This window comes from Streptomyces sp. NPDC059866 (genome assembly GCF_042731325.1).
Lineage (GTDB): Bacteria > Actinomycetota > Actinomycetes > Streptomycetales > Streptomycetaceae > Streptomyces > Streptomyces flavusporus.
In genome coordinates this window covers 85,822-105,634 of sequence record NZ_JBHWJT010000014.1, presented here as the reverse complement: position 1 = coordinate 105,634, position 19,813 = coordinate 85,822, and the positions used below count along the sequence as shown (strand labels likewise).

Sequence of the window (19,813 nt, the reverse complement as noted above, 5' to 3'; positions counted from 1 at the left end):
CCACGTACCGTCATGGGTATGAGCCGGACTCACCCCATACGCCGCCTGCGCCTCGGCCTGCCACGCCGGGTGTTCTCGCAGGTGCTGCTGATGCAGGTGGCGATCGCCGCGGGAGTCGCGGTGCTCGCCACCGGACTGTTCCTCGCACCGCTGAGTGACCAGCTGGACGACCAGGCCATGCGACGAGCACTCGCGATCGCGCAGACCACCGCGGCCCAGCCGCAGCTCGCCGAGGAGCTGCAGCGGACGCCCGCGACGGCCGACGGGCCGGTCCAGCGGGAGGCGGAACGGATCCGGAAGGCCACCAAGGCCGAGTACGTGGTGGTGATGGACCGGCGGGGCGTGCGCTGGTCGCACACCGAGCCCGCGGAGATCGGCAGGCACGTCTCGACGGACCCCAGCGAGGCGCTGGCCGGCCGGGAGGTCATGGAGATCGACGAGGGCACCCTGGGCCGTTCCGCGCGCGGCAAGGTGCCGTTGCGCGACGGCGACGGAAACGTCGTCGGAGCCGTCTCGGTCGGTATCGCCTACGACAGTGTCCGCGCCCGGCTCATCCACGCGATCCCCGAGCTGCTGGCGTACGCCGGCGGTGCCCTGGCCGTCGGTGCGCTGGCCGCCTGGCTCATCTCCCGGCGGGTCCAGCGGCAGACCCGGGACCTGGCCTTCTCGGACATCGCGGGCCTGCTGGCGGAGCGCGAGGCGATGCTGCACGGCATCCGGGAGGGTGTCGTCGCGCTGGACCGCACCGGCCGCATCCGCCTGCTGAACGACGAGGCGCAGCGCCTGCTGGGGATCGGGAACCAGGCCGTGGGCCGCTCCCCCGACGAGGCGCTCGGCGAGGGCCGTACGGCCGACGTGCTGGCCGGCCGGGTCACGGGCACCGACCTGCTCACCGTGCGCGGCCCGCGCGTCCTGGTGGCCAATCGCATGCCCACCGGCGACGGCGGCGCCGTGGCCACCCTGCGCGACCGCACCGAGCTGGAGGAGCTCGGCCGGGAGCTGGACTCCACGCGCGGCCTGATCGACGCCCTGCGCGCCCAGGACCACGAGTACGCCAACCGTATGCACACCCTCCTGGGGCTGCTCGAACTGGAGATGTACGACGACGCCGTGGAGTTCGCCGGAGAGGTCGTCGGCGCCCACCGGGACACTGCGGAACAGATCACCGAGAAGATCAAGGACCCGCTGCTGGCCGCCCTGCTGGTCGGCAAGGCGACCGTCGCCGCCGAGCGGGGCGTCGCGCTGAGCATCTCGGGCCGCAGCCGGCTCCCGGACCGGGTGATCGACGCCAGGGGGCTCGTCACGATCGTCGGCAACCTGGTGGACAATGCGCTCGACGCCGTCGCGGGCACGCCGCACGCGCGCGTGGAGGTCGAATTGCACGCCGAAGGGCGTACCGCGGTGCTCACGGTGCGGGACACGGGGCCCGGAGTTCCGCCGGAGCTGCGAGAGTTGATCTTCACCGAGGGGTGGTCCACGAAGCGGCCGCCGGCGCACCGGGAGCGGGGCATCGGGCTCGCCGTGGTCCGCAGGCTGGCGGAGCGCCACGGCGGGTCGGCCACCGTGGGCGAGGCGGCGGGCGGCGGCGCCGAGTTCATTGTCGTCCTGCCCGAGGCGCTGGCGCCGGCCGAACCGGACCCGGAACCGTCCCTCACCGTGCCATCAGGTCAACCGGCCGCCGCCGAGGAGGAGTCGCGATGATCGAGGTCCTGGTCGTGGACGACGACACCAGGGTCGCGCGGGTGAACGCCGCGTACGTCGAGAAGGTGCAGGGCTTTCGTGTCGCCGGGGAGGCGCACAGCGCGGCGGAGGCGTTGCGTCAACTGGAGGCGCTGCCTCAGGTGGACCTGGTTCTCATGGACCACTACCTGCCCGACGAGACGGGTCTCGCGGTCGTGCAGGAGATGCGCCGGCGCGGCCACCAGACGGACGTGATCATGGTCACGGCGGCTCGCGACATCTCGACGGTCCAGGCGGCGATGCGGCAGGGCGCGCTGCAGTACCTGGTGAAGCCGTTCGCCTTCGCAGGGCTGCGCGCCAAGCTGGAGGCGTACGCGGAGCTGCGCAGGACCCTCGACAGCGGCGGTGAGGCGGAACAGGCCGAGGTGGATCGCATCTTCGGCGCGCTGTCCGCGCCGTCGGAGCCGGATCTGCCCAAAGGGCACTCCCCCACCACCGCCGAGCTCGTACGGCAGTCCCTGATGAACGCCGAGGGCCCGCTGTCGGCCCAGGAGATCGCCGAACGGACCGGGGTGAGCCGTCAGACCGCTCAGCGCTATCTGAAGCTCCTGGAACGCACGGGACGGGCCACGCTGACCCTCAAGTACGGCGACGCGGGCCGCCCGGAGCACCGTTATGTGTGGGCGACCCGCACCTGAGGACACGGTCGGGAGGGGCTCCGGTTCCTACACGGCACCCGCCCCGGTCAGGGACCGCACCTGGGTCTCCGCGTGCTTGGCCTCGTCCGGTGCCTCCGCCGAGGTGACCGTGCCGAGCCAGCCCGCGAGGAAGCCCAGGGGGATCGAGACGAGGCCCGGGTTCTGCAGCGGGAAGTACTGGAAGTCCAGGTCCGGGAACAGCGATTCGGGGCTGCCGGACACGACCGGTGACAGCAGCACGAGTGCCACGGCCGGGACGAGCCCGCCGTAGACGGCCCACACCGCGCCGCGGGTGGTGAAGCCACGCCAGAACAGCGAGTAGAGCAGCACCGGCAGATTCGCGGACGCGGCGACGGCGAAGGCGAGCCCCACAAGGAAGGCGACGTTGAGGTCGCGGGCGAGGATGCCGAGCGCGATCGCGACCACGCCGATACCCACCGCGGCCGCCCGTGCGACGCTCACCTCGCTGCGCTGCTCGGCCTTCCGACGGCGCAGTGACGCGTACAGGTCGTGGGCCACGGACGCCGAGGAGGCGAGCGTGACTCCGGCGACCACCGCGAGGATGGTGGCGAAGGCGACGGCGGCGACGATCGCGAAGAGAACCGTTCCTCCGGTGGAATCCGCGCCGCCGCCCAGGTCGAGTGCCAGCAGCGGAACCGCCGTGTTGCCGGCCGCGTTCGAGCCTCGTACCGCCCCAGGTCCCACAATCGCCGCCGCACCAAACCCGAGGACGATCGTCATCAGGTAGAAGCCGCCGATGAGCCCGATCGCCCACACGACCGAACGCCGCGCCGCCCGCGCGGTGGGCACGGTGTAGAACCGGGACAGAATGTGCGGCAGCCCCGCCGTGCCCAGCACCAGGGCGAGACCGAGGCTGATGAAGTCGAAACGGGCGGTCCAGTCCCCGCCGTACGTCAGCCCCGGCGCCAGGAACGCGTCACCGTGACCGCTGCGCTCGGCCGCGGAGCGCAACAGGTGGTCGAAGTCACCGTGGAACCGCACCAGGACGAGCACGGTCAGGGCGATCGCCCCGCCCATCAGCAGGACCGCCTTCACGATCTGAATCCACGTGGTGGCCCGCATCCCTCCCAACGACACATAGATGACCATGAGCGCCCCGACACCGATGACGGTCCAGGACTGCGCCGCCTCGCTCGTCCTGCCCAGCAGCAGCGCGACCAGGCTGCCCGCACCCACCATCTGCGCCACCAGATACAGAACGGACACGGTGACGGAGGAAGTTCCCGCCGCGATCCGCACCGGCCGCTCCCGCATCCGCGCGGCGACGACGTCGGCCAGGGTGAACCTGCCGCAGTTGCGCACCAGTTCGGCGACCAGGAACAGCACCACGAGCCACGCCACCAGGAAGCCCACCGCGTACAGCAGCCCGTCGTAGCCGAAGAGCGCAATGAGCCCGGCGATGCCCAGGAAGGAGGCGGCCGACATGTAGTCGCCGGCGATGGCAAACCCATTCTCCATGGGCGAGAAGAGACGTCCGCCCGCGTAGAACTCCTCCGCCGAACCACGCCGGTTGCGGCTCACCCAGGCCGTGATCCCCAGCGTGATGGCGACGAACCCGCTGAACAACAGCAGTGCCAGCGTCTGATGATTTCCCGTCACGCCGCACCGCCTCGCACGCTGCGGGCCAGTTCCTGGGTCTCCCAGCGCAGTTCGAGCGCGGCCCGATCCCTGCGCAGGCGTGCATGCCGGGCGTACGCCCAGGTCAGCAGGAAGGTGCTGAGGAACTGCCCGAGCCCGGCCAGCATCGCCACATTCACCGCGCCCACCACGGGACGGGCCATCAGCCCCGGAGCCGTCGTCGCCGCGACGACGTACGCCACGTACCAGACGAAGAAGCCGGCCACCGCCGGCACCACGAACCTCCGGTACCGGCTGCGCACCTCCTGAAAGGCAGCGCTGCGCTGCACCTCGAGGTAGACCTGGCCCGCGGCCACCGCCCCGTCCGCGGGCTCGGGCCCTCCCGTACGCGCCGCCGGAACGGGCGTCACCAGCTCCGCCGCGCCACCCGACTCGCCCCAGCCGGAGGCCAGGGCGTCGTACCAGGGATCGCCGTACAGGTAGCGATCCCCGGTCTTCTCGAACGGACTCTCGTGACCGGCCCCGCCTTCGCAGGAACGATCGTTGCTTGCGTGCATGCCCAAGCATGGACAGACCGGGAAGATCCCTGACTCTTCTTCCCTCTGCCCTTCACCCCATCAGGTGACCGAATCCGCTGCTGGAGCCGAGGACGACAGTCACCCGCCCCCGGCTCTGGTCCAGCGCACCGGTCACGCGTCGATACGCGACCGGTCCAGCGTCGCCGCCGAGTTGGAGATGAACTCCTTGCGCGGGGCGACGTCGTTGCCCATCAGCAGGTCGAACACCTGCTCCGCGGCCTCCAGGTCGGAGAGGTTGATCCGGCGCAGGGTGCGGTGGCGCGGGTCCATGGTTGTCTCGGCCAGCTGGTCGGCGTCCATCTCACCGAGACCCTTGTAGCGCTGGATCGAGTCCTTGTACCGGATGCCCTTGCTCTGGAACTCCATGAGCTTGTCGCGCAGCTCACGGTCCGAGTACGTGTAGACGTACTTGTCCTGGCCCTTCTTGGGCTGGATGACCTCGATCCGGTGCAGCGGCGGCACCGCGGCGAACACCCGGCCCGCCTCGACCATGGGCCGCATGTAGCGCTGGAACAGCGTCAGGAGCAGGCAGCGGATGTGGGAGCCGTCCACATCGGCGTCGGTCATCATGATGATCTTGCCGTAGCGGGCCGCGTCGATGTCGAACGTCCGGCCCGACCCCGCCCCTATGACCTGGATGATCGCGCCGCACTCGGCGTTCTTGAGCATGTCCGTGACGGACGACTTCTGGACGTTGAGGATCTTGCCGCGGATCGGCAGAAGCGCCTGGAACTCGGAGTTCCGGGCGAGCTTGGCAGTGCCGAGCGCGGAGTCTCCCTCGACGATGAAGAGCTCACTTCGGTCCACGTCGTCACTGCGGCAGTCGGCGAGCTTGGCGGGCAGCGACGAGGACTCCAGTGCCGTCTTGCGGCGCTGCGCGTCCTTGTGCTGGCGGGCGGCGATGCGGGTGCGCGCGGCGGCGACGACCTTCTCCAGCACCACGCGGGCCTGCTGGGCGGCGTCCCGCTTGGTGGCGGTGAGGAAGGCCTTGAGCTCCTTGGAGACCACGTTGTTCACGATGCGACGGGCCGCCGAGGTGCCGAGCACCTCCTTGGTCTGCCCCTCGAACTGCGGCTCGGCGAGGCGGACGGTGACCACCGCCGTGAGGCCCTCCAGGGCGTCGTCCTTGACGACGTCGTCCTCGGCGACGCGGAGCAGCTTCTTGGTGCGCAGCACCTCGTTCACCGTCTTGGTGACGGCCTGCTCGAAGCCGGCGACATGGGTGCCGCCCTTGGGCGTGGCGATGATGTTGACGAACGACCTGACGGTCGTGTCGTAGCCGGTCCCCCAGCGGAGGGCGACGTCGACACCCAGCTCGCGGGTGACCTCGGTGGGAGTCATCTGGCCGTGCTCGTCGAGGACGGGGACGGTCTCCTTGAAGGTGCCGTGTCCGGTCAGGCGGAGGATGTCGCAGACCGGCTTGTCGGTGGCCAGGAACTCGCAGAACTCGCTGATGCCGCCGTCGAAACGGAAGGACTCCTCGCCCTTGCTGCCGCCCTCGCCGAGGCCGTACTCGTCCCGGACGACGATCGTCAGGCCGGGCACCAGGAACGCGGTCTGGCGCGCGCGCTGGTGCAGGTTCTCCAGGGAGAGCTTGGCGTCCTTGAGGAAGATCTGGCGGTCGGCCCAGTACCGCACGCGCGTGCCGGTGCGGGTCTTGGGGATCTTCTTCGCCTTGCGCAGGCCGCCCTCGGGCTCGAACTTCGCGTCCGGTCCCAGCGTGGCGAAGGCGCCGGGGACGCCCCGCCGGAAGCTGATGGAGTGGGTGTGGCCGCCGCGGTCGACCTCGACGTCCAGCCGGGCGGACAGGGCGTTCACGACAGAGGCGCCGACGCCGTGCAGGCCGCCGGAGGCCGCGTACGAGCCGCCGCCGAACTTGCCGCCGGCGTGCAGCTTGGTCATGACGACCTCGACACCGGAGAGGCCGGTCTTGGGCTCGACGTCGACCGGGATGCCCCGGCCGTTGTCCCGCACCTCCACCGAGCCGTCGTCGTGCAGGATCACCTCGATGTGGTCGCAGTACCCGCCGAGGGCCTCGTCCACGGAATTGTCGATGATCTCCCACAGGCAGTGCATCAGGCCACGACTGTCCGTCGAGCCGATGTACATGCCAGGTCGCTTGCGAACGGCCTCCAGCCCCTCCAGGACGAGCAGGTGCCGCGCGGTGTAGTTGGAACCGTCCCGGTCTGCTCCTGCCAGCAGCGCTGTGGACGGCACGGACGTTTCGGCGGTCACGCGGTTCGCTCCTCGCTGAATTTCATTGGGGGCCCATCTGGGTAAGGGCACGGCTTCGGTTGCCGCTCAGAGGGTACCGAGGCCTGGTAGAGCCGTTGTAACGCCACCCTCGCTCCGAACTCAGACTAGTCCAGAGTCGCATACACGTTCGATCCCTCGATGGAGTGAAGCACACATCACGTTCCCTTCGAGGCATGAACCATTTAGGCTCCGGGCACGTCCTCATGAACAAACCGGCAAGCCAGCCGGGAGGACCGACACCGACAGACTGCGCGAACCCGTAAGACACATAGACACGCAATACGGCACATTCGCCGCCAACCGGCAGCAGACAGCCGCCTCGGAAAAAATTTTCGAGGAAAAGCCGCGAGCGGGAACGTTTTCGGGCTGGTTGGATGTTGACCCTGGTACGACAGCTCGTCGAGCTAGAGAAGAGGCGACGTGACTACTGTTCTGACCCCCGCGAGCCCGCTGACGGCCGCTGATCGCTGCGACCGCTGCGGCGCCCAGGCGTACCTGCGCGTGGTCCTGCTCAGCGGCGGAGAACTGCTCTTCTGCGCCCACCACGGCCGCAAGTTCGAGCCGGAACTCAAGAAGATCGCCGCCGAGATACAGGACGAGACGGAACGCCTCACCACCGTTCCGGGCAGCGCTACCGAAGAAGAGCGCTGACCCTCCGTCCACGACGAGCCAGCCCGATACAGGCCGGTGACCGGGCGGCCGCCCCTGCTGTCAGGGTCGGCCGCCCGTCCTCGTCCCAGGCGGTCCCGCTCGGGCTCCGCCAGGGCCCCTACGTCGTCCTTTGTACGGCGCTCTCCCAGCCCAGCCTCCGGATGACGTCGGACACCCGCGTGTAGACACCCGGGCTGCCGGCCCGTCCGCAGCCGCTCCCCCAGGACACAAGCCCGATCAGCTTGCCCTGGGCAACCAGCGGCCCCCCACTATCTCCCTGGCAGGCATCCCGGCCGCCCACCTTCTCCCCCGCACACACCATGGCGTCGGCCAGATACGCACCGCCGCCCATGCTGGGGTAGGCCTCCTCGCAAAGGGTGTGGGGCAGTACGTGCACACGTGCGGCCCGCAGTCCGGCGGCGTAGTCCCCGGCCCCTGTGACATCGCCCCAGCCGTAGACCATGGCGCCGGTACCGGCCTCGTATGCCGGATCGCCCGCGGCGGCCATGCTCATGACCGCGCCGCGCGGCAACGACTCGGCGAGGGTGAGCACGGCGAAGTCCCCGGCGTTGCTTTCACTGTCGTACTTCGGATTCACCCAGCTTTCGCGTATGGGGATCTCCCGGCCCTCGGCCGAGCGCAGATCCGTACGCCCCGTTATGACCTTCAGGTCGCGCGTCTGCTCCAGCGGTGCCCCCAGCGCGTCCTCGGAAAGGCAGTGGGCCGCGGCGAGGACGGTCTTCGGGCCGACCGCCACAGCGCCGCAGAACTGTCCCGACCGCGTACCCCCGAACCGGTCACGGCTGGACAGGGCCACCACCCAGGGGCTCTCGGAGGCATCGACCGGGAAGCCGCCCACGACAATGCCGTCTGCGGCCGCCGGGGCGACGGAGGCCAGCGGTATCGCGGACAGGGCGGCCGCCAGGACGAGCGGCCGGGCCAGCGCACGGACAAAGGGACGACGCATGCGCACTCCTCACTCTGGGGTATTCATGGGAAACCCAGAGTGATCCAGTCGCCGGAGCGCCGCACCCGCTCCGCCCCACGTCGAAGGCCCGGCACCCCGAGGGGTGCCGGGCCTTCGACGTCGTACGACCGCGACCTAGTCGAGGTAGTCCCGCAGCACCTGCGAACGCGACGGGTGGCGGAGCTTCGACATGGTCTTGGACTCGATCTGGCGGATGCGCTCACGCGTGACGCCGTACACCTTGCCGATCTCGTCGAGGGTCTTCGGCTGACCGTCGGTGAGACCGAAGCGCATCGAGACGACGCCCGCCTCGCGCTCCGACAGGGTGTCGAGGACGGAGTGCAGCTGCTCCTGCAGGAGCGTGAAGCTGACCGCGTCAGCCGGGACCACGGCCTCGGAGTCCTCGATGAGGTCACCGAACTCGCTGTCGCCGTCCTCGCCCAGCGGGGTGTGCAGGGAGATGGGCTCGCGGCCGTACTTCTGGACCTCGATGACCTTCTCCGGGGTCATGTCGAGCTCCTTGGCCAGCTCCTCCGGAGTGGGCTCGCGGCCCAGGTCCTGGAGCATCTGGCGCTGCACGCGCGCGAGCTTGTTGATGACCTCGACCATGTGCACCGGGATACGGATGGTGCGGGCCTGGTCGGCCATGGCGCGGGTGATCGCCTGACGGATCCACCAGGTGGCGTACGTGGAGAACTTGTAGCCCTTGGTGTAGTCGAACTTCTCGACCGCGCGGATCAGACCGAGGTTGCCCTCCTGGATGAGGTCCAGGAAGAGCATGCCGCGGCCGGTGTAGCGCTTGGCCAGGGAGACCACCAGACGGAGGTTGGCCTCCAGGAGGTGGTTCTTGGCACGGCGGCCGTCCTCGGCGATGATCTCCAGCTCGCGCTTGAGCTTGGGCGCGAGCTTGTCGGAGTTGGCGAGCTTGTCCTCGGCGAAGAGACCCGCCTCGATGCGCTTGGCCAGCTCGACCTCCTGCTCAGCGTTGAGCAGGGGGACCTTTCCGATCTGCTTGAGGTAGTCCTTGACCGGGTCGGCGGTGGCACCGGCTGCGGCGACCTGCTGGGCGGGAGCGTCGTCCTCGTCCTCGTCGGACAGCACGAAGCCGGCGCTCTCGGCACCCTCGGGCTCCTCCGCGCCACCCTTGGCCTCCTCGAGCACCTCCTCCTCGATGAGCTCGGCGTCGTCCTTCTTGGCGGCGGTCTTCTTCGCGGGCGCCGCCTTCTTGGCGACGGTCTTCTTGGCGGCCGCCTTCTTGGCGGTCGTCTTCTTGGCAGCAGCCTTCTTCGCAGGCGCTGTTTCCTCGGCCGGATCGTCGACGGCAGGCGCGGCGGGGGCAGCCGTGGAGGCGGTGGCCTTGCCGGCCGCCACCGTCTTCGCCGCGACCGTCTTGGTGGCCGTGCGCTTGGCCGGACTCTTCGCTGCGACGCTCTTGCGGGTGCGCTTGGGCTCTGCGGCACTGACCATCAGCGTCACACCCTCTTCCTCGAGGATCTGGTTGAGGCTGCGCAGTACGTTCTTCCACTGAGTGGCCGGAATCTGGTCGGCTTCGAAGGCCCGACGCACGTCATCGCCGGCGATCTGCCCCTCAGCCTTTCCCCGCTCAATGAGCGCCATGACAGAGACGGACTCGGCGATCTCCGGCGGGAGCGTACGGGATGTGCTGGCCGACACGAACAACCTCTCGGAATGTTGGAAAACGACTTCGGCCCCGTCCACGGCGGACAGGAGCCGACCGCCGACTGGGGATGGCCGACGGCGCGGGCGGGGGCCGGGAAGATGCACAGCGCCATGAATGGCGTCCGTATTCCCTCCGCGGCTGTCACCTCTTAGGTCATCGCGGTGCCGCCGCGAGCGTTACGCCCAATCTGCGTGGCCCGAGTCACACCACGTAAGCGCTCAAAAACGGTCAGACACAGACAGAGGAGGACGCCTGGGGGCGCAGAGAGGTCGCCCGGTGGGTGGCCTCGACCGGCATCACCCTCAGGGCGCCACCGCGCCGCGCACACCGTCGGGCCTCAAGGCCTCACCGCGTCGCGCCGTCGGACCCCGCGGATCGAGAAGGATCCTGCGGGGTCCGACGGAGGACGGCTCGCCGGCCGAGCGATGCCGGGGAAGGAAACACCTTTCGGCCGCGACGCCCCGCGGTGTGCGGTCAGTGCTCGCGCGGGGCGGGCACCACGCGCTCCACCTCGGGGTGGACGGTGAGCAGCTGCCGCATCGCCGCCTCGGCCGCGGCACCGTCGCCGGCGGCCAGGGCGTCGACGATGCGGCCATGGTGGGCCAGGGAGCTCTCGTTCGGCCGGTCACAGCCCGTGGCAGGGCCGCCCGACACCTGGAGGGCGGCGGAGACGATGCCGGAGAGGTGCTCCAGCATGCGGTTGCCCGCGACCTGGATGAGCAGGGAGTGGAACTCGGCGTCGGCGCGAGCGAAGGTGAGCGCGTCACCTCGCCCCAGGGCGTGGCCCATGATCTCCACCATGTCGGCCAGCCGCTGCTGGACATCCTCGCGTCCGTGCCCGGCGGCGAGCCGCGCGGCGAGCGGTTCGATCGTCCACCGTAGCTCGCTCAGCTCACGATGCTGATCGTCACGCTGCGGCCCGAAGGCCCGCCATTCGATGATGTCCGGGTCGAGCAGGTTCCAGTCACTGACGGGACGCACGCGCGTGCCCACATTGGGGCGGGCACTGACCAGGCCCTTGGCCTCCAGGACGCGGAGCGACTCACGGACGACGGTGCGGGAGACTTCGAAGCGCTGGCCGATCTCCTCGGGCACCAGCGGACGGTCGGCCCCGAGGTCGCCCGAGACGATCATCTGGCCCAGCTGCTGGACGAGTTGGCCGTGCAGTCCGCGCCCGCGGCTGCCCGCGGCGCGCCGGCCCGCACGGCCCAGCTCGGGGTCCGCGCCCTCCCAGGCGGGGGCGCCGACGCGGTCGGGGGCAGGGGCCTCGGCGTAGGGGTAGCGGTCGGCTTCGCCCGGGCCGGAGAGGCCGGAGTCTGCGGAGCGGGCGGGGGTCATCATGGTGTGCGCAAGGGTACTCACGGATCCTTTGTCGGCGCCCTCTTCAACTGCCTTGAGGTCTTTGGTGAAAAGCACACGAAAGGGTGATCGCTCACCCCGTCGCAATTGACGCCTTATCGGAAAGAAATGGGCTTTCCCGAGGGAGTTGTGCACAGTCCGGGACCGGAAGGATGCGGACGGTGTTCATCGGGCCCTGCTCCGTAGGGTCGTGAGCAGAAACGCGCAGAGCAGGGCGGTCAGGGACAATGTCAGGGCGCCGCCCACGGGTTGGACAATCACCCGGGCCAAGGCGGACAGATAGCGCTCTCCGCCGAAGGGCCACTGCAGCAGGAACAGCTCGCGCGCCCGCACGGGAAGACCGGCCGCGGTCCGCACGGAAGGCCCCTCGAAGGCCTTTTGTACGAGGGGTACGACGACAATCGGCACGGCGACCACCGCGGCAAGCCCGCCCGCTGCGGACCGGAAGACGCCGGCGGCCAGCACACCGGCCCAGGCACATCCCACCGTGAGCCCGAGCCAACTCGCGGTCAGGGAGAGCCAGTCCGAGGGAACCTGCACGAGCTCCCGTCCGTATACGAGATAGAGCACTTCGGCGTCGCAGCCCAATGTGAGGACGGCCAGGATCAGCGCAGTGGCCGCGGAGACGAGGAGCTTGGCGGCGAGCAGCCCCAGCCGACGGGGCACCGTGCCGCGGTCCGCCGCCAGTGCGGGGTAGCGGAACTCGTCTCCGAAGGCCAGCGCCCCGAGCAGGCCCGCACCGAGCGCCGCGGGCGGCAGCGGCACCTCCTGCGGCCATGCGGCGAGGAGGCGTGCCTGTGGTGTGTGTCCGACGCCGGCGAGAAATACGGCGGTCAGCGCGGACACGACGAGTACGACGGCCCCCGTGACAAATCCGGTACTCACTCCGGCAGCCCGCCGCAGCTCGTATCGCAGAGGGCGGAGAGGGCTGGGAGCTGGGCGGACGGAGATGGGGGGTGGGAGCGGAGGGAGGGCGTCGGGGATACGCGGGGCGTTTGGGGCGGGGTGGGCGGGCAAGGGGGCCGGGTCGGTGGCGGCCGAGGCGGGGCGAGCGGCGGAGGGGGTGGCGCGAGCGGCGGGTGGAGGGCGATGGGCAGCAGGGGGGGTGGGATGAGCGGGTTGCTTCGCGGAGGGCGTGACCACGGAGGCGGAGGGTTGTGACTCCGGGCCTGTCGACGCGTCGGGGTGCGGTGAGTGGTTGGTCGTCGGGGGTGGGTCGGCGGGCGACGTGCGGGCTGCGGCCTGGGAAGCCGCGGCATCCGGCCGGGGGGCCGCGACCGAGTCCGCTCCGTGGTCGGCGTCGGCGTGTGGCGTGTGGCCGGCCGAGGGGGACGTCGCAGCGTGGGACGTGGCGACCGTGCCCTGGGAAGCCGCGGCATCCGACCGAGGGCCGGGGACCGAGTCCACGCCATGGTCGGCGTCGGCGTGCGGGGTGTGGCCGGCCGAGAGGGACGCCGTGGCGTGGGACGTGGCGACCGTGCCCTGGGAAGCCGCGGCATCCGACCGAGGGCCGGGGACCGAGTCCGCGTCGGAGTCGGCGTCGGTGTGGGGCGTTGCGGCGTGGGGCGTGGTGCTGCCCGACGAGGGGGTGGCGGCGGGCGTTGTCGCCGGAGTCGCATCGGGAGGCGTTTTGTCGACAGTTGCCGAGTGCGTGGCAGTGCGGCTGCGTGACGCATCGTCAGGTCCTTGCGGAAGGTGGGCCGTCCAGCGCGTCTCCGGGTCGGGCCTTTCCGCGGTGGCCGACCGCTCATGGACCGCCTGCGGCCCCTCCGGAGCGGCCGCTCCCGCGCCCGGCCCCATGTCCCCGATCTCGTCGGCGAGTTGGAGCACGAGGATGCCGTGCCGGTACGCCGTCTCACCGACGTCGGCGCAGGTGCTGCCGTACACGGAGAGGCGATTGCCGCGTTCCTGTACGACTTCGACGGAGCGCTGCGCCGTCCGGGCCTCCCTGGTGAGCAAGGCGGCGAGCCGGGCGGACTGCGGACTGCGAACGGCGACACGTGGCCGCAGCCGGGTACGGGCGAACTCGGTCGCCTCCTGGTCGGCGACGAGCCTGCCCCGCTCCAGGGTGACGACGCGGTCCACGGTGCGCGCGGCCTCCTTGGGGTCGGCCGTGGTGACCAGGACCGTACCGCCCTGGCCCGCGTGCGCGCGCAGCATGCCGTACAGCCAGCGGCTCTCACGCGCCGAGAGTCCGTCGGAGGGCTCGTCGAGCACGAGAGTGTGGGGGTCGGACAACAGGGCGCAGGCCAGGCCGAGCCGCCGGTCCATGCCTCGGGAGAGCGTGCCGAGTCGTTCCTCGCTCAGGCTGACGAGACCGACCACCTCGAGGACTTCGTCGGCACGCCGGACCGAGATCCCGGCGGCGGCGCACAGCATCCTCAGGTGACTGCGTACCGTTCGGCCCGGGTGCCCCGGCACATCGCCCAGCAGGACACCGACTTCGCGCGAGGGATGAGCGATGCGATGGAGCGGACGGCCTCTGAAGTAGGTGACTCCGCGACCCTGTTGGAGTTCGAGCATCAGTCTGAGCGCGGTCGTCTTACCCGCGCCAGGGTCGCCGAGCAGCGCGGTGACGCAGCCGGCGCGCGCTTCGAAGGAGACGTCGTCGACGGCAGGCGGAAGGCCTTTGCGGGAATTGCTGGTCAGTCCGAATGCCTGGATCACCTGTAGCAAGATAGCGGGCCATTTCGGATTTTTCGGGCATCAATGGCTCCAGTACACGAGCGTGATCGGATGGATCAACCCGTGTTGGCCCTTCCGTGCACCTCCGGTCGGCTGCCCGTTGGCTGGAGCCGGCGTCACACCTCGGGACGCAGCATCGGCGGGTTCAGGAGCGTGGCACCGCCCGCGCGGAAGAGCTGGGCCGGGCGGCCACCCTGACGTGTGGTCGTACCGCCGGTGGGGACGAGGAAGCCGGGCGTGCCCGTCACCTTGCGGTGGAAGTTGCGGGGATCGAGCGCCACACCCCAGACAGCCTCGTAGACGCGGCGCAGCTCGCCGACGGTGAACTCGGGCGGGCAGAACGCCGTGGCCAGGGACGAGTACTCAATCTTGGACCGGGCGCGCTCCACGCCGTCCGAGAGGATCTGGGCGTGGTCGAAAGCGAGTGGGGCCACCGGTTCGCCGTCGCGGCCGTAGCCGCCCTGTTGCAGCAGTTCCTCGACCGGCGCCCAGCGCGCGTTGCTGGCGTCGCCGCCGGCGCGCGGCGCGGGCAGGTCGGGGGCCAGCGCGAGATGGGCGACGCTGACCACACGCATCCGGGGGTCCCGCTTGGGGTCGCCGTACGTCGCGAGCTGTTCCAGATGAGCGCCGTTGTCCTGGGCAGGGACGGACGGATCATGGACGCGCAGCCCCGTCTCCTCGGCAAGCTCGCGCGCGGCGGCCTGAGCCAGATCCTCGTCGGCCCGTACGAAGCCGCCGGGAAGCGCCCAGCGCCCCTGGAACGGCGGCTCGCCCCTGCGTACCGCCAGCGCACACAGAGCATGGCGGCGCACGGTCAGCACGACCAGGTCCACGGTGACGGCAAAGGGCGGAAAGGCTGACGGGTCGTAGGGCATGTCGCGATCATAGTCGTCTGCCTGACGATAAACACTCCCTTCGTGGGCCGCATCGGCGGCTGGTCCGGATCCGTGCAGCAGGGTCTCCCGCAGCTCCCGGCCGTCGTGTGCGGACGCATCATTCGAGGTCACGGTCGTTGACGTGTGGATCGCACGCCTGGTCGCCGCACGAGGTCACAGAGTCGACCGCCGCACTACGTCGCGCCCTCCATCGGCGCGCAGAGTCACCCACACTCACCATCGCGGTACCAGGTCCCCTCCAACTGCAGCCCGTCGGCCGCCTCCTCGACCATGGCGAGGCCGAGGCGACTGCCCCGTACGGAGAAGGGGCCTCCGCGAGCCGCAGTCCCGTCAGTCCGAGCTCGCCGAGCGGCGCGCTGGGCATGGGACGCAGTGTGACGGCGCCGCCGGGGCATCGGGACGGATGCCGAGGACGGCTTCCTCTGCGCTCTGTGCGCCTCGGGCGGGTTCGGGGCCAGGAGTGGCGCTCCGGAATGGCGTGGCGGTATGCCGGTACGGCCCGTGACCGGGCAACCCCACCGAATGGCGGCCAGAGCACACACTCTCGGCGTCGATTCGGGCAGATCGCCCAGCCACCACCCCCGACGGGAAGGCGCCGGTCCGACGACGCACATCCGCACCCTCCCGCCAGTCGCTCACGCGTCCCCCTCGATACGGCTGCCCCCAGAACCCACGCCCCCCTTACGGGCGCCGCGACGCCGCAGCGCTGCCTTCCCGACCGTGCGCGGACGTGTACTGCCGCTCCGCCCGGCCCCCGGCCCCGTGCCACCCTTCGGCATTGCACGGGGCTTGTCGACACCCCCCTTGTCCTCGCATGCCGACACCCCCGACGAGCAGGGGCGCCCGGCGCCACCGGAGGGAAGTGCTGGGCGCTTCTGCCGAGACGTCGGTCCCGCAGCCGTCCCGGGGGCGGGCGCGGGTTCGGATCCGTCGGCGTCGCGGCTCACCGCGGATTCGGTGTCCTGGGGCCTGTCGAGTCGCTCGGCTGCGCCACGAACACTGCCCTCGCGTTCCGCGCGCAGGCAGCGGCGGATCGACTCCGGATCCAGTCCTTCGTTGACGGCCTGGTGCAGGAGGCGGGCGAACAGATAGCCGGGGTCCGCACCCAGCGCCATGGCGAGCGCCTCCCGGGCCTCGATGTCGTCCCCGGTCGACCACGCGACCCAGCCCGCGAGGGTGAGAGGCGCCGCGGCGTGTTCGCCGTAGGGTCCGACACAGCGGCGGGCCAGCGCACGCCAGAGCCGGAGTGCGGGGCCGGCCTCGTCGCCTTCCATCCACTCGGCTGCGCGATCGCGGGTGGTGCGGTCCTGCAGGCCCAGAATCAGCGCTGCGGCTTCGTCGTGTCCGAGCAGATCGTCGTCGCGAAGGTCCGCCCTGAGCGCGCCGGAGGCGGGCGGCGCTGCGGCGAGACGGCTCATGACCCGTTCGGCCAGCTGCAATGTCTCGTCGGCCACACACAGGCGACTGGATTCGTCCAGGATCCTGGGGACGAGGGCCATGCTGGCGGTGTCCAGGGCGACCTCCTGCTCCAGGGCTGCGGTGGTTTCCCAAGGCAGGAGCCTCGCCCGCAGCTCACGGAGGGTGCCGCGCACCTGAATCCCGGCGTAGGTGGCCGCGGCGGCGAGGACGGAGGTGCCGGGCATTCCCGTCGGCAGGCCTTCGACGGGGCAACATCGCTCGTTCTCGCAGCAGTACGACCAGAAGCGGCCGTCCGAAATGCACAGGGCCTCGATCACCGGTACGCCGAGGAGGCCGCACTCCACGCGCAGGTTCTGAGCCAGCGGGCGGAGCCGCTCCATGACCTGCCTGCCTGTTTCGCCCTTGCCCGGTTCCTGGCAGAGGTAGGCCACCATCTGTTCGGGGCGGGCACCTCGGCGTTCGCTTCCCGTCACCAGCCCGTGCGCCAGCTGCGAGGCCACGGGCACCCAGTCGTCCGGATTCTCGGGAATACCGAGCCGGGCCCGGCCGCCGAACCTGCCGCGTCCGTCACGGTCGTGGAGGGCGACAAGCACAATGCTGTCCTCGGGGCGGTAACCGAGCAGGTACGGCAGGGCATCGACCAACTCGGCCGGGGTGCGCAGCGTGACGCGATGTGTGTCGGCAGGTGCGTCGTACATGGTGGATTCGACATTTTCGGTGTGTTGAAGGTGCTGTGTGTGGCCCTCGGGCGTTCCATGGCCGTTGGGGCTCTTTCGTCCCTCCCGTCCGGCGGTGTCGTCGTTTTCGAAGGATCCAGTGGTTTCGCCGTGATTCGTCATGCGCCGACGATCTCGCGGATCGCAGAATTCCGCTTGCGCCTGTGGATAAGTCCAGTCAGGGACACGTCATACCGCGGCCCGCCACACATCCACGGCAGACGCCATCGCACTCGCACAGCCCAGATGTCCCCAGCGCCCGACCGCCCACGCCCGGCCCGTTTGTCAGTGCCGTCCTGTTGTATGGGACGCATGGAGCACACGAGCAACACGGATCTCCGCACGAACGCCGACGCGGTCCTCGCCCGCCTCGTCGGGGACGCCACAGGCGCGGCCCGGCTGCGCGAGGACCAGTGGCGGGCGATCGAGGCGCTGGTTGCCGACCGCCGCCGGGCCCTGGTCGTCCAGCGCACCGGGTGGGGTAAGTCCGCGGTCTACTTCGTGGCGACCTCACTGCTGCGGGCCCGCGGCAGCGGCCCCACCGTGATCGTCTCTCCGTTGCTGGCGCTGATGCGCAACCAGGTCGAGGCCGCGGCCCGGGCCGGAATTCACGGACGGACCATCAACTCCTCGAACACCGAGGAGTGGGACGCCATTCAGTCGGAGATCGCTGCCGGCCAGGTCGACGTCCTGCTCGTCAGCCCGGAGCGGCTCAACAACCCGGAATTCCGGGATCAGGTGCTTCCCGAACTCGCGGCCGCGACCGGTCTTCTCGTCGTGGACGAGGCCCACTGCATCTCCGACTGGGGCCACGATTTCCGTCCGGACTACCGTCGGCTGCGAACCATGCTCACCGATCTGCCGCCCGGTGTGCCCGTACTCGCCACGACCGCCACTGCCAACGCGCGCGTAACGGCGGACGTCGCTGAGCAGCTCGGCACGGGTGGCACGTCGGACGCCCTGGTGCTGCGCGGCCCACTGGACCGGGAGAGCCTGAGCCTCGGTGTGCTGCCGCTGCCGGACGCCGCGCACCGGATGGCCTGGCTCGCAGACCACCTCGACGAGCTGCCGGGCTCGGGGATCATCTATACGCTCACCGTGGCCGCCGCCGAGGAGGTCACCGCCTTTCTGCGCCACCGTGGGCACACTGTTTCCTCGTACACCGGAAAGACGGAGAACGCCGAACGCCAGCAGGCCGAGGACGATCTGCTCGCCAACAAGGTGAAGGCACTGGTCGCCACGTCGGCCCTCGGCATGGGCTTCGACAAACCCGACCTCGGCTTTGTCATTCACCTCGGCTCACCTTCCTCCCCCATCGCCTACTACCAGCAGGTCGGCCGCGCCGGTCGCGGCGTGGAGCACGCCGAGGTCCTCCTCCTGCCCGGGAAGGAAGACGAAGCCATCTGGGAGTACTTCGCCTCTCTCGCGTTCCCGTCCGAAGACCTGGTGCGCCGCACTCTGGAGGTCCTCGCGCGCGCGGAGCGGCCCATGTCGCTGCCCGCTCTGGAACCACTCGTGGAGCTGCGCCGCTCCCGCCTGGAGACCATGCTCAAGGTCCTCGACGTGGACGGTGCGGTGCGGCGGGTCAAGGGCGGCTGGGTCGCCACGGGGCAGCCGTGGACGTACGACTCGGAGCGTTACGACTGGGTCGCCCGGCAGCGCAGGGCCGAGCAGCAGGCGATGCGTGACTACGCGGCGACGACGGGATGCCGCATGGAGTTCCTGCAGCGCCAGCTCGACGACGAGGGTGCCAAACCCTGCGGGCGCTGCGACAACTGCGCGGGCGCGCGCTTCGCCGCGGACACGTCGACCGGCGCGCTGGACGCCGCGCGCGTCGACCTGGGGCGGGCGGGCGTCGAGGTGGAACCTCGCCGTATGTGGCCGACGGGACTGCCGGCGATCGGCATCGATCTCAAGGGGCGTATCCCGGCCGGTGAACAAGCCGCCTCGGGGCGGGCGCTGGGGCGGCTGTCCGACATCGGCTGGGGCAACCGGCTGCGGCCGATCCTCGCCCCGCAGGCACCTGACGGCCCCGTGCCGGACGATGTGGCAAGGGCCGTGGTCGGCGTACTGGCCGACTGGGCAAAGGGACCCGGGGGCTGGGCCTCGGGGGCGGCGGATGCCCCGGCGCGTCCCGTCGGCGTGGTCACCGTCGCCTCGCGCACTCGCCCCGCACTGATCCACTCCCTGGGTGCGCGCATCGCGGAGGTCGGCCGACTGCCGCTGCTGGGGTCGGTGGAGTACGCGGTCGACGCTTCCCCGGTCTCGCGGAGCAACAGCGCCCAACGCCTCAAAGCGCTCGACGGAGCACTGACCGTACCGCCACCCCTCAGCGCAGCGCTCACCGAGAACCGCGGCCCCGTCCTCCTCGTGGACGACTTCACGGAGACGGGTTGGACCCTCGCGGTCGTGGCGCGCATGCTGCGGCGTGTCGGCGCGCAGGAGGTGCTGCCTCTCGTTCTGGGCGTGCAGAGTTGACCAGGTGTACCTGTGCCGTCCACCCAGGCGTTACTCAACGCCCCGCTGGGTACGGATATAAGCCACAGTCCACGCATTAAGGGTCGGTGGCCCCAATTGCTCGTTGCCGCATCCCAGTTCGGCAGGAAGAATTGAAGTCCGCTCCCCGCA

The 19,813-nt window shown here is 70.4% G+C and carries 13 protein-coding genes and 1 pseudogene; 4 read left to right on the top strand and 10 right to left on the bottom strand.

Features of this window, described 5'->3' with window-relative positions; genetic code table 11:
• Window positions 1–18 precede the first annotated feature (18 nt).
• Window positions 19–1,701 carry an ATP-binding protein gene (locus ACFV7R_RS22400; protein ID WP_385266045.1) on the top strand — a complete coding sequence of 561 codons (1,683 nt, stop codon included), beginning with the start codon at window positions 19–21 and terminating at the stop codon, window positions 1,699–1,701.
• The gene (locus ACFV7R_RS22395) at window positions 1,698–2,378 is read left to right on the top strand and encodes a response regulator (protein ID WP_129801061.1); all 681 of its coding nucleotides are present in this window, start codon (window positions 1,698–1,700) and stop codon (window positions 2,376–2,378) included. Before ACFV7R_RS22400 ends, ACFV7R_RS22395 begins: the two co-directional genes overlap by 4 nt.
• A 27-nt stretch (window positions 2,379–2,405) precedes the next feature.
• Here ACFV7R_RS22395 and ACFV7R_RS22390 read toward each other — a convergent pair whose 3' ends face one another.
• The 3 genes from ACFV7R_RS22390 to ACFV7R_RS22380 form a co-directional block, all read right to left on the bottom strand.
• Window positions 2,406–3,998 carry a cation acetate symporter gene (locus ACFV7R_RS22390; protein WP_385266042.1) on the bottom strand — a complete coding sequence of 531 codons (1,593 nt, stop codon included), beginning with the start codon at window positions 3,996–3,998 and terminating at the stop codon, window positions 2,406–2,408.
• Window positions 3,995–4,534, bottom strand: a complete 540-nt coding sequence (locus ACFV7R_RS22385) for a DUF485 domain-containing protein (RefSeq protein WP_385266039.1) — start codon at window positions 4,532–4,534, stop codon at window positions 3,995–3,997. Before ACFV7R_RS22385 ends, ACFV7R_RS22390 begins: the two co-directional genes overlap by 4 nt.
• A gap of 132 nt (window positions 4,535–4,666) precedes the next feature.
• On the bottom strand, window positions 4,667–6,790 hold the full coding sequence (locus ACFV7R_RS22380) for a type IIA DNA topoisomerase subunit B (RefSeq protein WP_385266036.1): 2,124 nt from the start codon (window positions 6,788–6,790) through the stop codon (window positions 4,667–4,669).
• A gap of 441 nt (window positions 6,791–7,231) precedes the next feature.
• Here ACFV7R_RS22380 and ACFV7R_RS22375 point away from each other — a divergent pair, with 441 nt between their 5' ends.
• The gene (locus tag ACFV7R_RS22375; protein ID WP_385266033.1) at window positions 7,232–7,462 is read left to right on the top strand and encodes a hypothetical protein; all 231 of its coding nucleotides are present in this window, start codon (window positions 7,232–7,234) and stop codon (window positions 7,460–7,462) included.
• A gap of 118 nt (window positions 7,463–7,580) precedes the next feature.
• Here the strand turns inward: ACFV7R_RS22375 and ACFV7R_RS22370 are convergent, their stop codons facing one another.
• The 7 genes and pseudogenes from ACFV7R_RS22370 to ACFV7R_RS22340 form a co-directional block, all read right to left on the bottom strand.
• The gene (locus tag ACFV7R_RS22370) at window positions 7,581–8,429 is read right to left on the bottom strand and encodes a S1 family peptidase (protein ID WP_385266030.1); all 849 of its coding nucleotides are present in this window, start codon (window positions 8,427–8,429) and stop codon (window positions 7,581–7,583) included.
• A 135-nt stretch (window positions 8,430–8,564) separates the two neighbouring features.
• Window positions 8,565–10,103, bottom strand: coding sequence for an RNA polymerase sigma factor (locus ACFV7R_RS22365; RefSeq protein ID WP_385266027.1), 1,539 nt, complete (start codon window positions 10,101–10,103; stop codon window positions 8,565–8,567).
• 481 nt (window positions 10,104–10,584) lie between these two features.
• Window positions 10,585–11,472: a FadR/GntR family transcriptional regulator gene (locus tag ACFV7R_RS22360; protein ID WP_129801068.1), complete on the bottom strand. Its 888-nt coding sequence runs from the start codon at window positions 11,470–11,472 to the stop codon at window positions 10,585–10,587.
• 162 nt (window positions 11,473–11,634) lie between these two features.
• Window positions 11,635–14,136, bottom strand: coding sequence for an ATP-binding cassette domain-containing protein (locus ACFV7R_RS22355; protein ID WP_385266024.1), 2,502 nt, complete (start codon window positions 14,134–14,136; stop codon window positions 11,635–11,637).
• Between the two features lie 134 nt (window positions 14,137–14,270).
• A complete protein-coding gene (locus tag ACFV7R_RS22350) occupies window positions 14,271–15,029 on the bottom strand; it encodes an NUDIX domain-containing protein (RefSeq protein WP_129801069.1) in 759 nt (252 codons plus the stop codon).
• A gap of 224 nt (window positions 15,030–15,253) precedes the next feature.
• Window positions 15,254–15,467 (bottom strand): annotated as a pseudogene (locus tag ACFV7R_RS22345) (hypothetical protein); the annotation flags it as partial.
• Window positions 15,468–15,685: 218 nt separating this feature from the next.
• A complete protein-coding gene (locus ACFV7R_RS22340; protein ID WP_385266020.1) occupies window positions 15,686–17,308 on the bottom strand; it encodes a DUF4192 domain-containing protein in 1,623 nt (540 codons plus the stop codon).
• A 189-nt stretch (window positions 17,309–17,497) separates the two neighbouring features.
• On the opposite strand from ACFV7R_RS22340, the gene ACFV7R_RS22335 reads away from it, so the two are divergent.
• Window positions 17,498–19,663, top strand: a complete 2,166-nt coding sequence (locus ACFV7R_RS22335; RefSeq protein ID WP_385266017.1) for a RecQ family ATP-dependent DNA helicase — start codon at window positions 17,498–17,500, stop codon at window positions 19,661–19,663.
• Window positions 19,664–19,813 lie beyond the last annotated feature (150 nt).

Bases quoted from the DNA above. Each gene is read 5' to 3' on its own strand.
- ACFV7R_RS22400 (WP_385266045.1), top strand. From the start codon at position 19: ATGAGCCGGACTCACCCCATACGCCGCCTGCGCCTCGGCCTGCCACGC.
- ACFV7R_RS22395 (WP_129801061.1), top strand. From the start codon at position 1,698: ATGATCGAGGTCCTGGTCGTGGACGACGACACCAGGGTCGCGCGGGTG.
- ACFV7R_RS22385 (WP_385266039.1), bottom strand. From the start codon at position 4,534: ATGCACGCAAGCAACGATCGTTCCTGCGAAGGCGGGGCCGGTCACGAG.
- ACFV7R_RS22370 (WP_385266030.1), bottom strand. From the start codon at position 8,429: ATGCGTCGTCCCTTTGTCCGTGCGCTGGCCCGGCCGCTCGTCCTGGCG.
- ACFV7R_RS22350 (WP_129801069.1), bottom strand. From the start codon at position 15,029: ATGCCCTACGACCCGTCAGCCTTTCCGCCCTTTGCCGTCACCGTGGAC.
- ACFV7R_RS22340 (WP_385266020.1), bottom strand. From the start codon at position 17,308: ATGACGAATCACGGCGAAACCACTGGATCCTTCGAAAACGACGACACC.
- ACFV7R_RS22335 (WP_385266017.1), top strand. From the start codon at position 17,498: ATGGAGCACACGAGCAACACGGATCTCCGCACGAACGCCGACGCGGTC.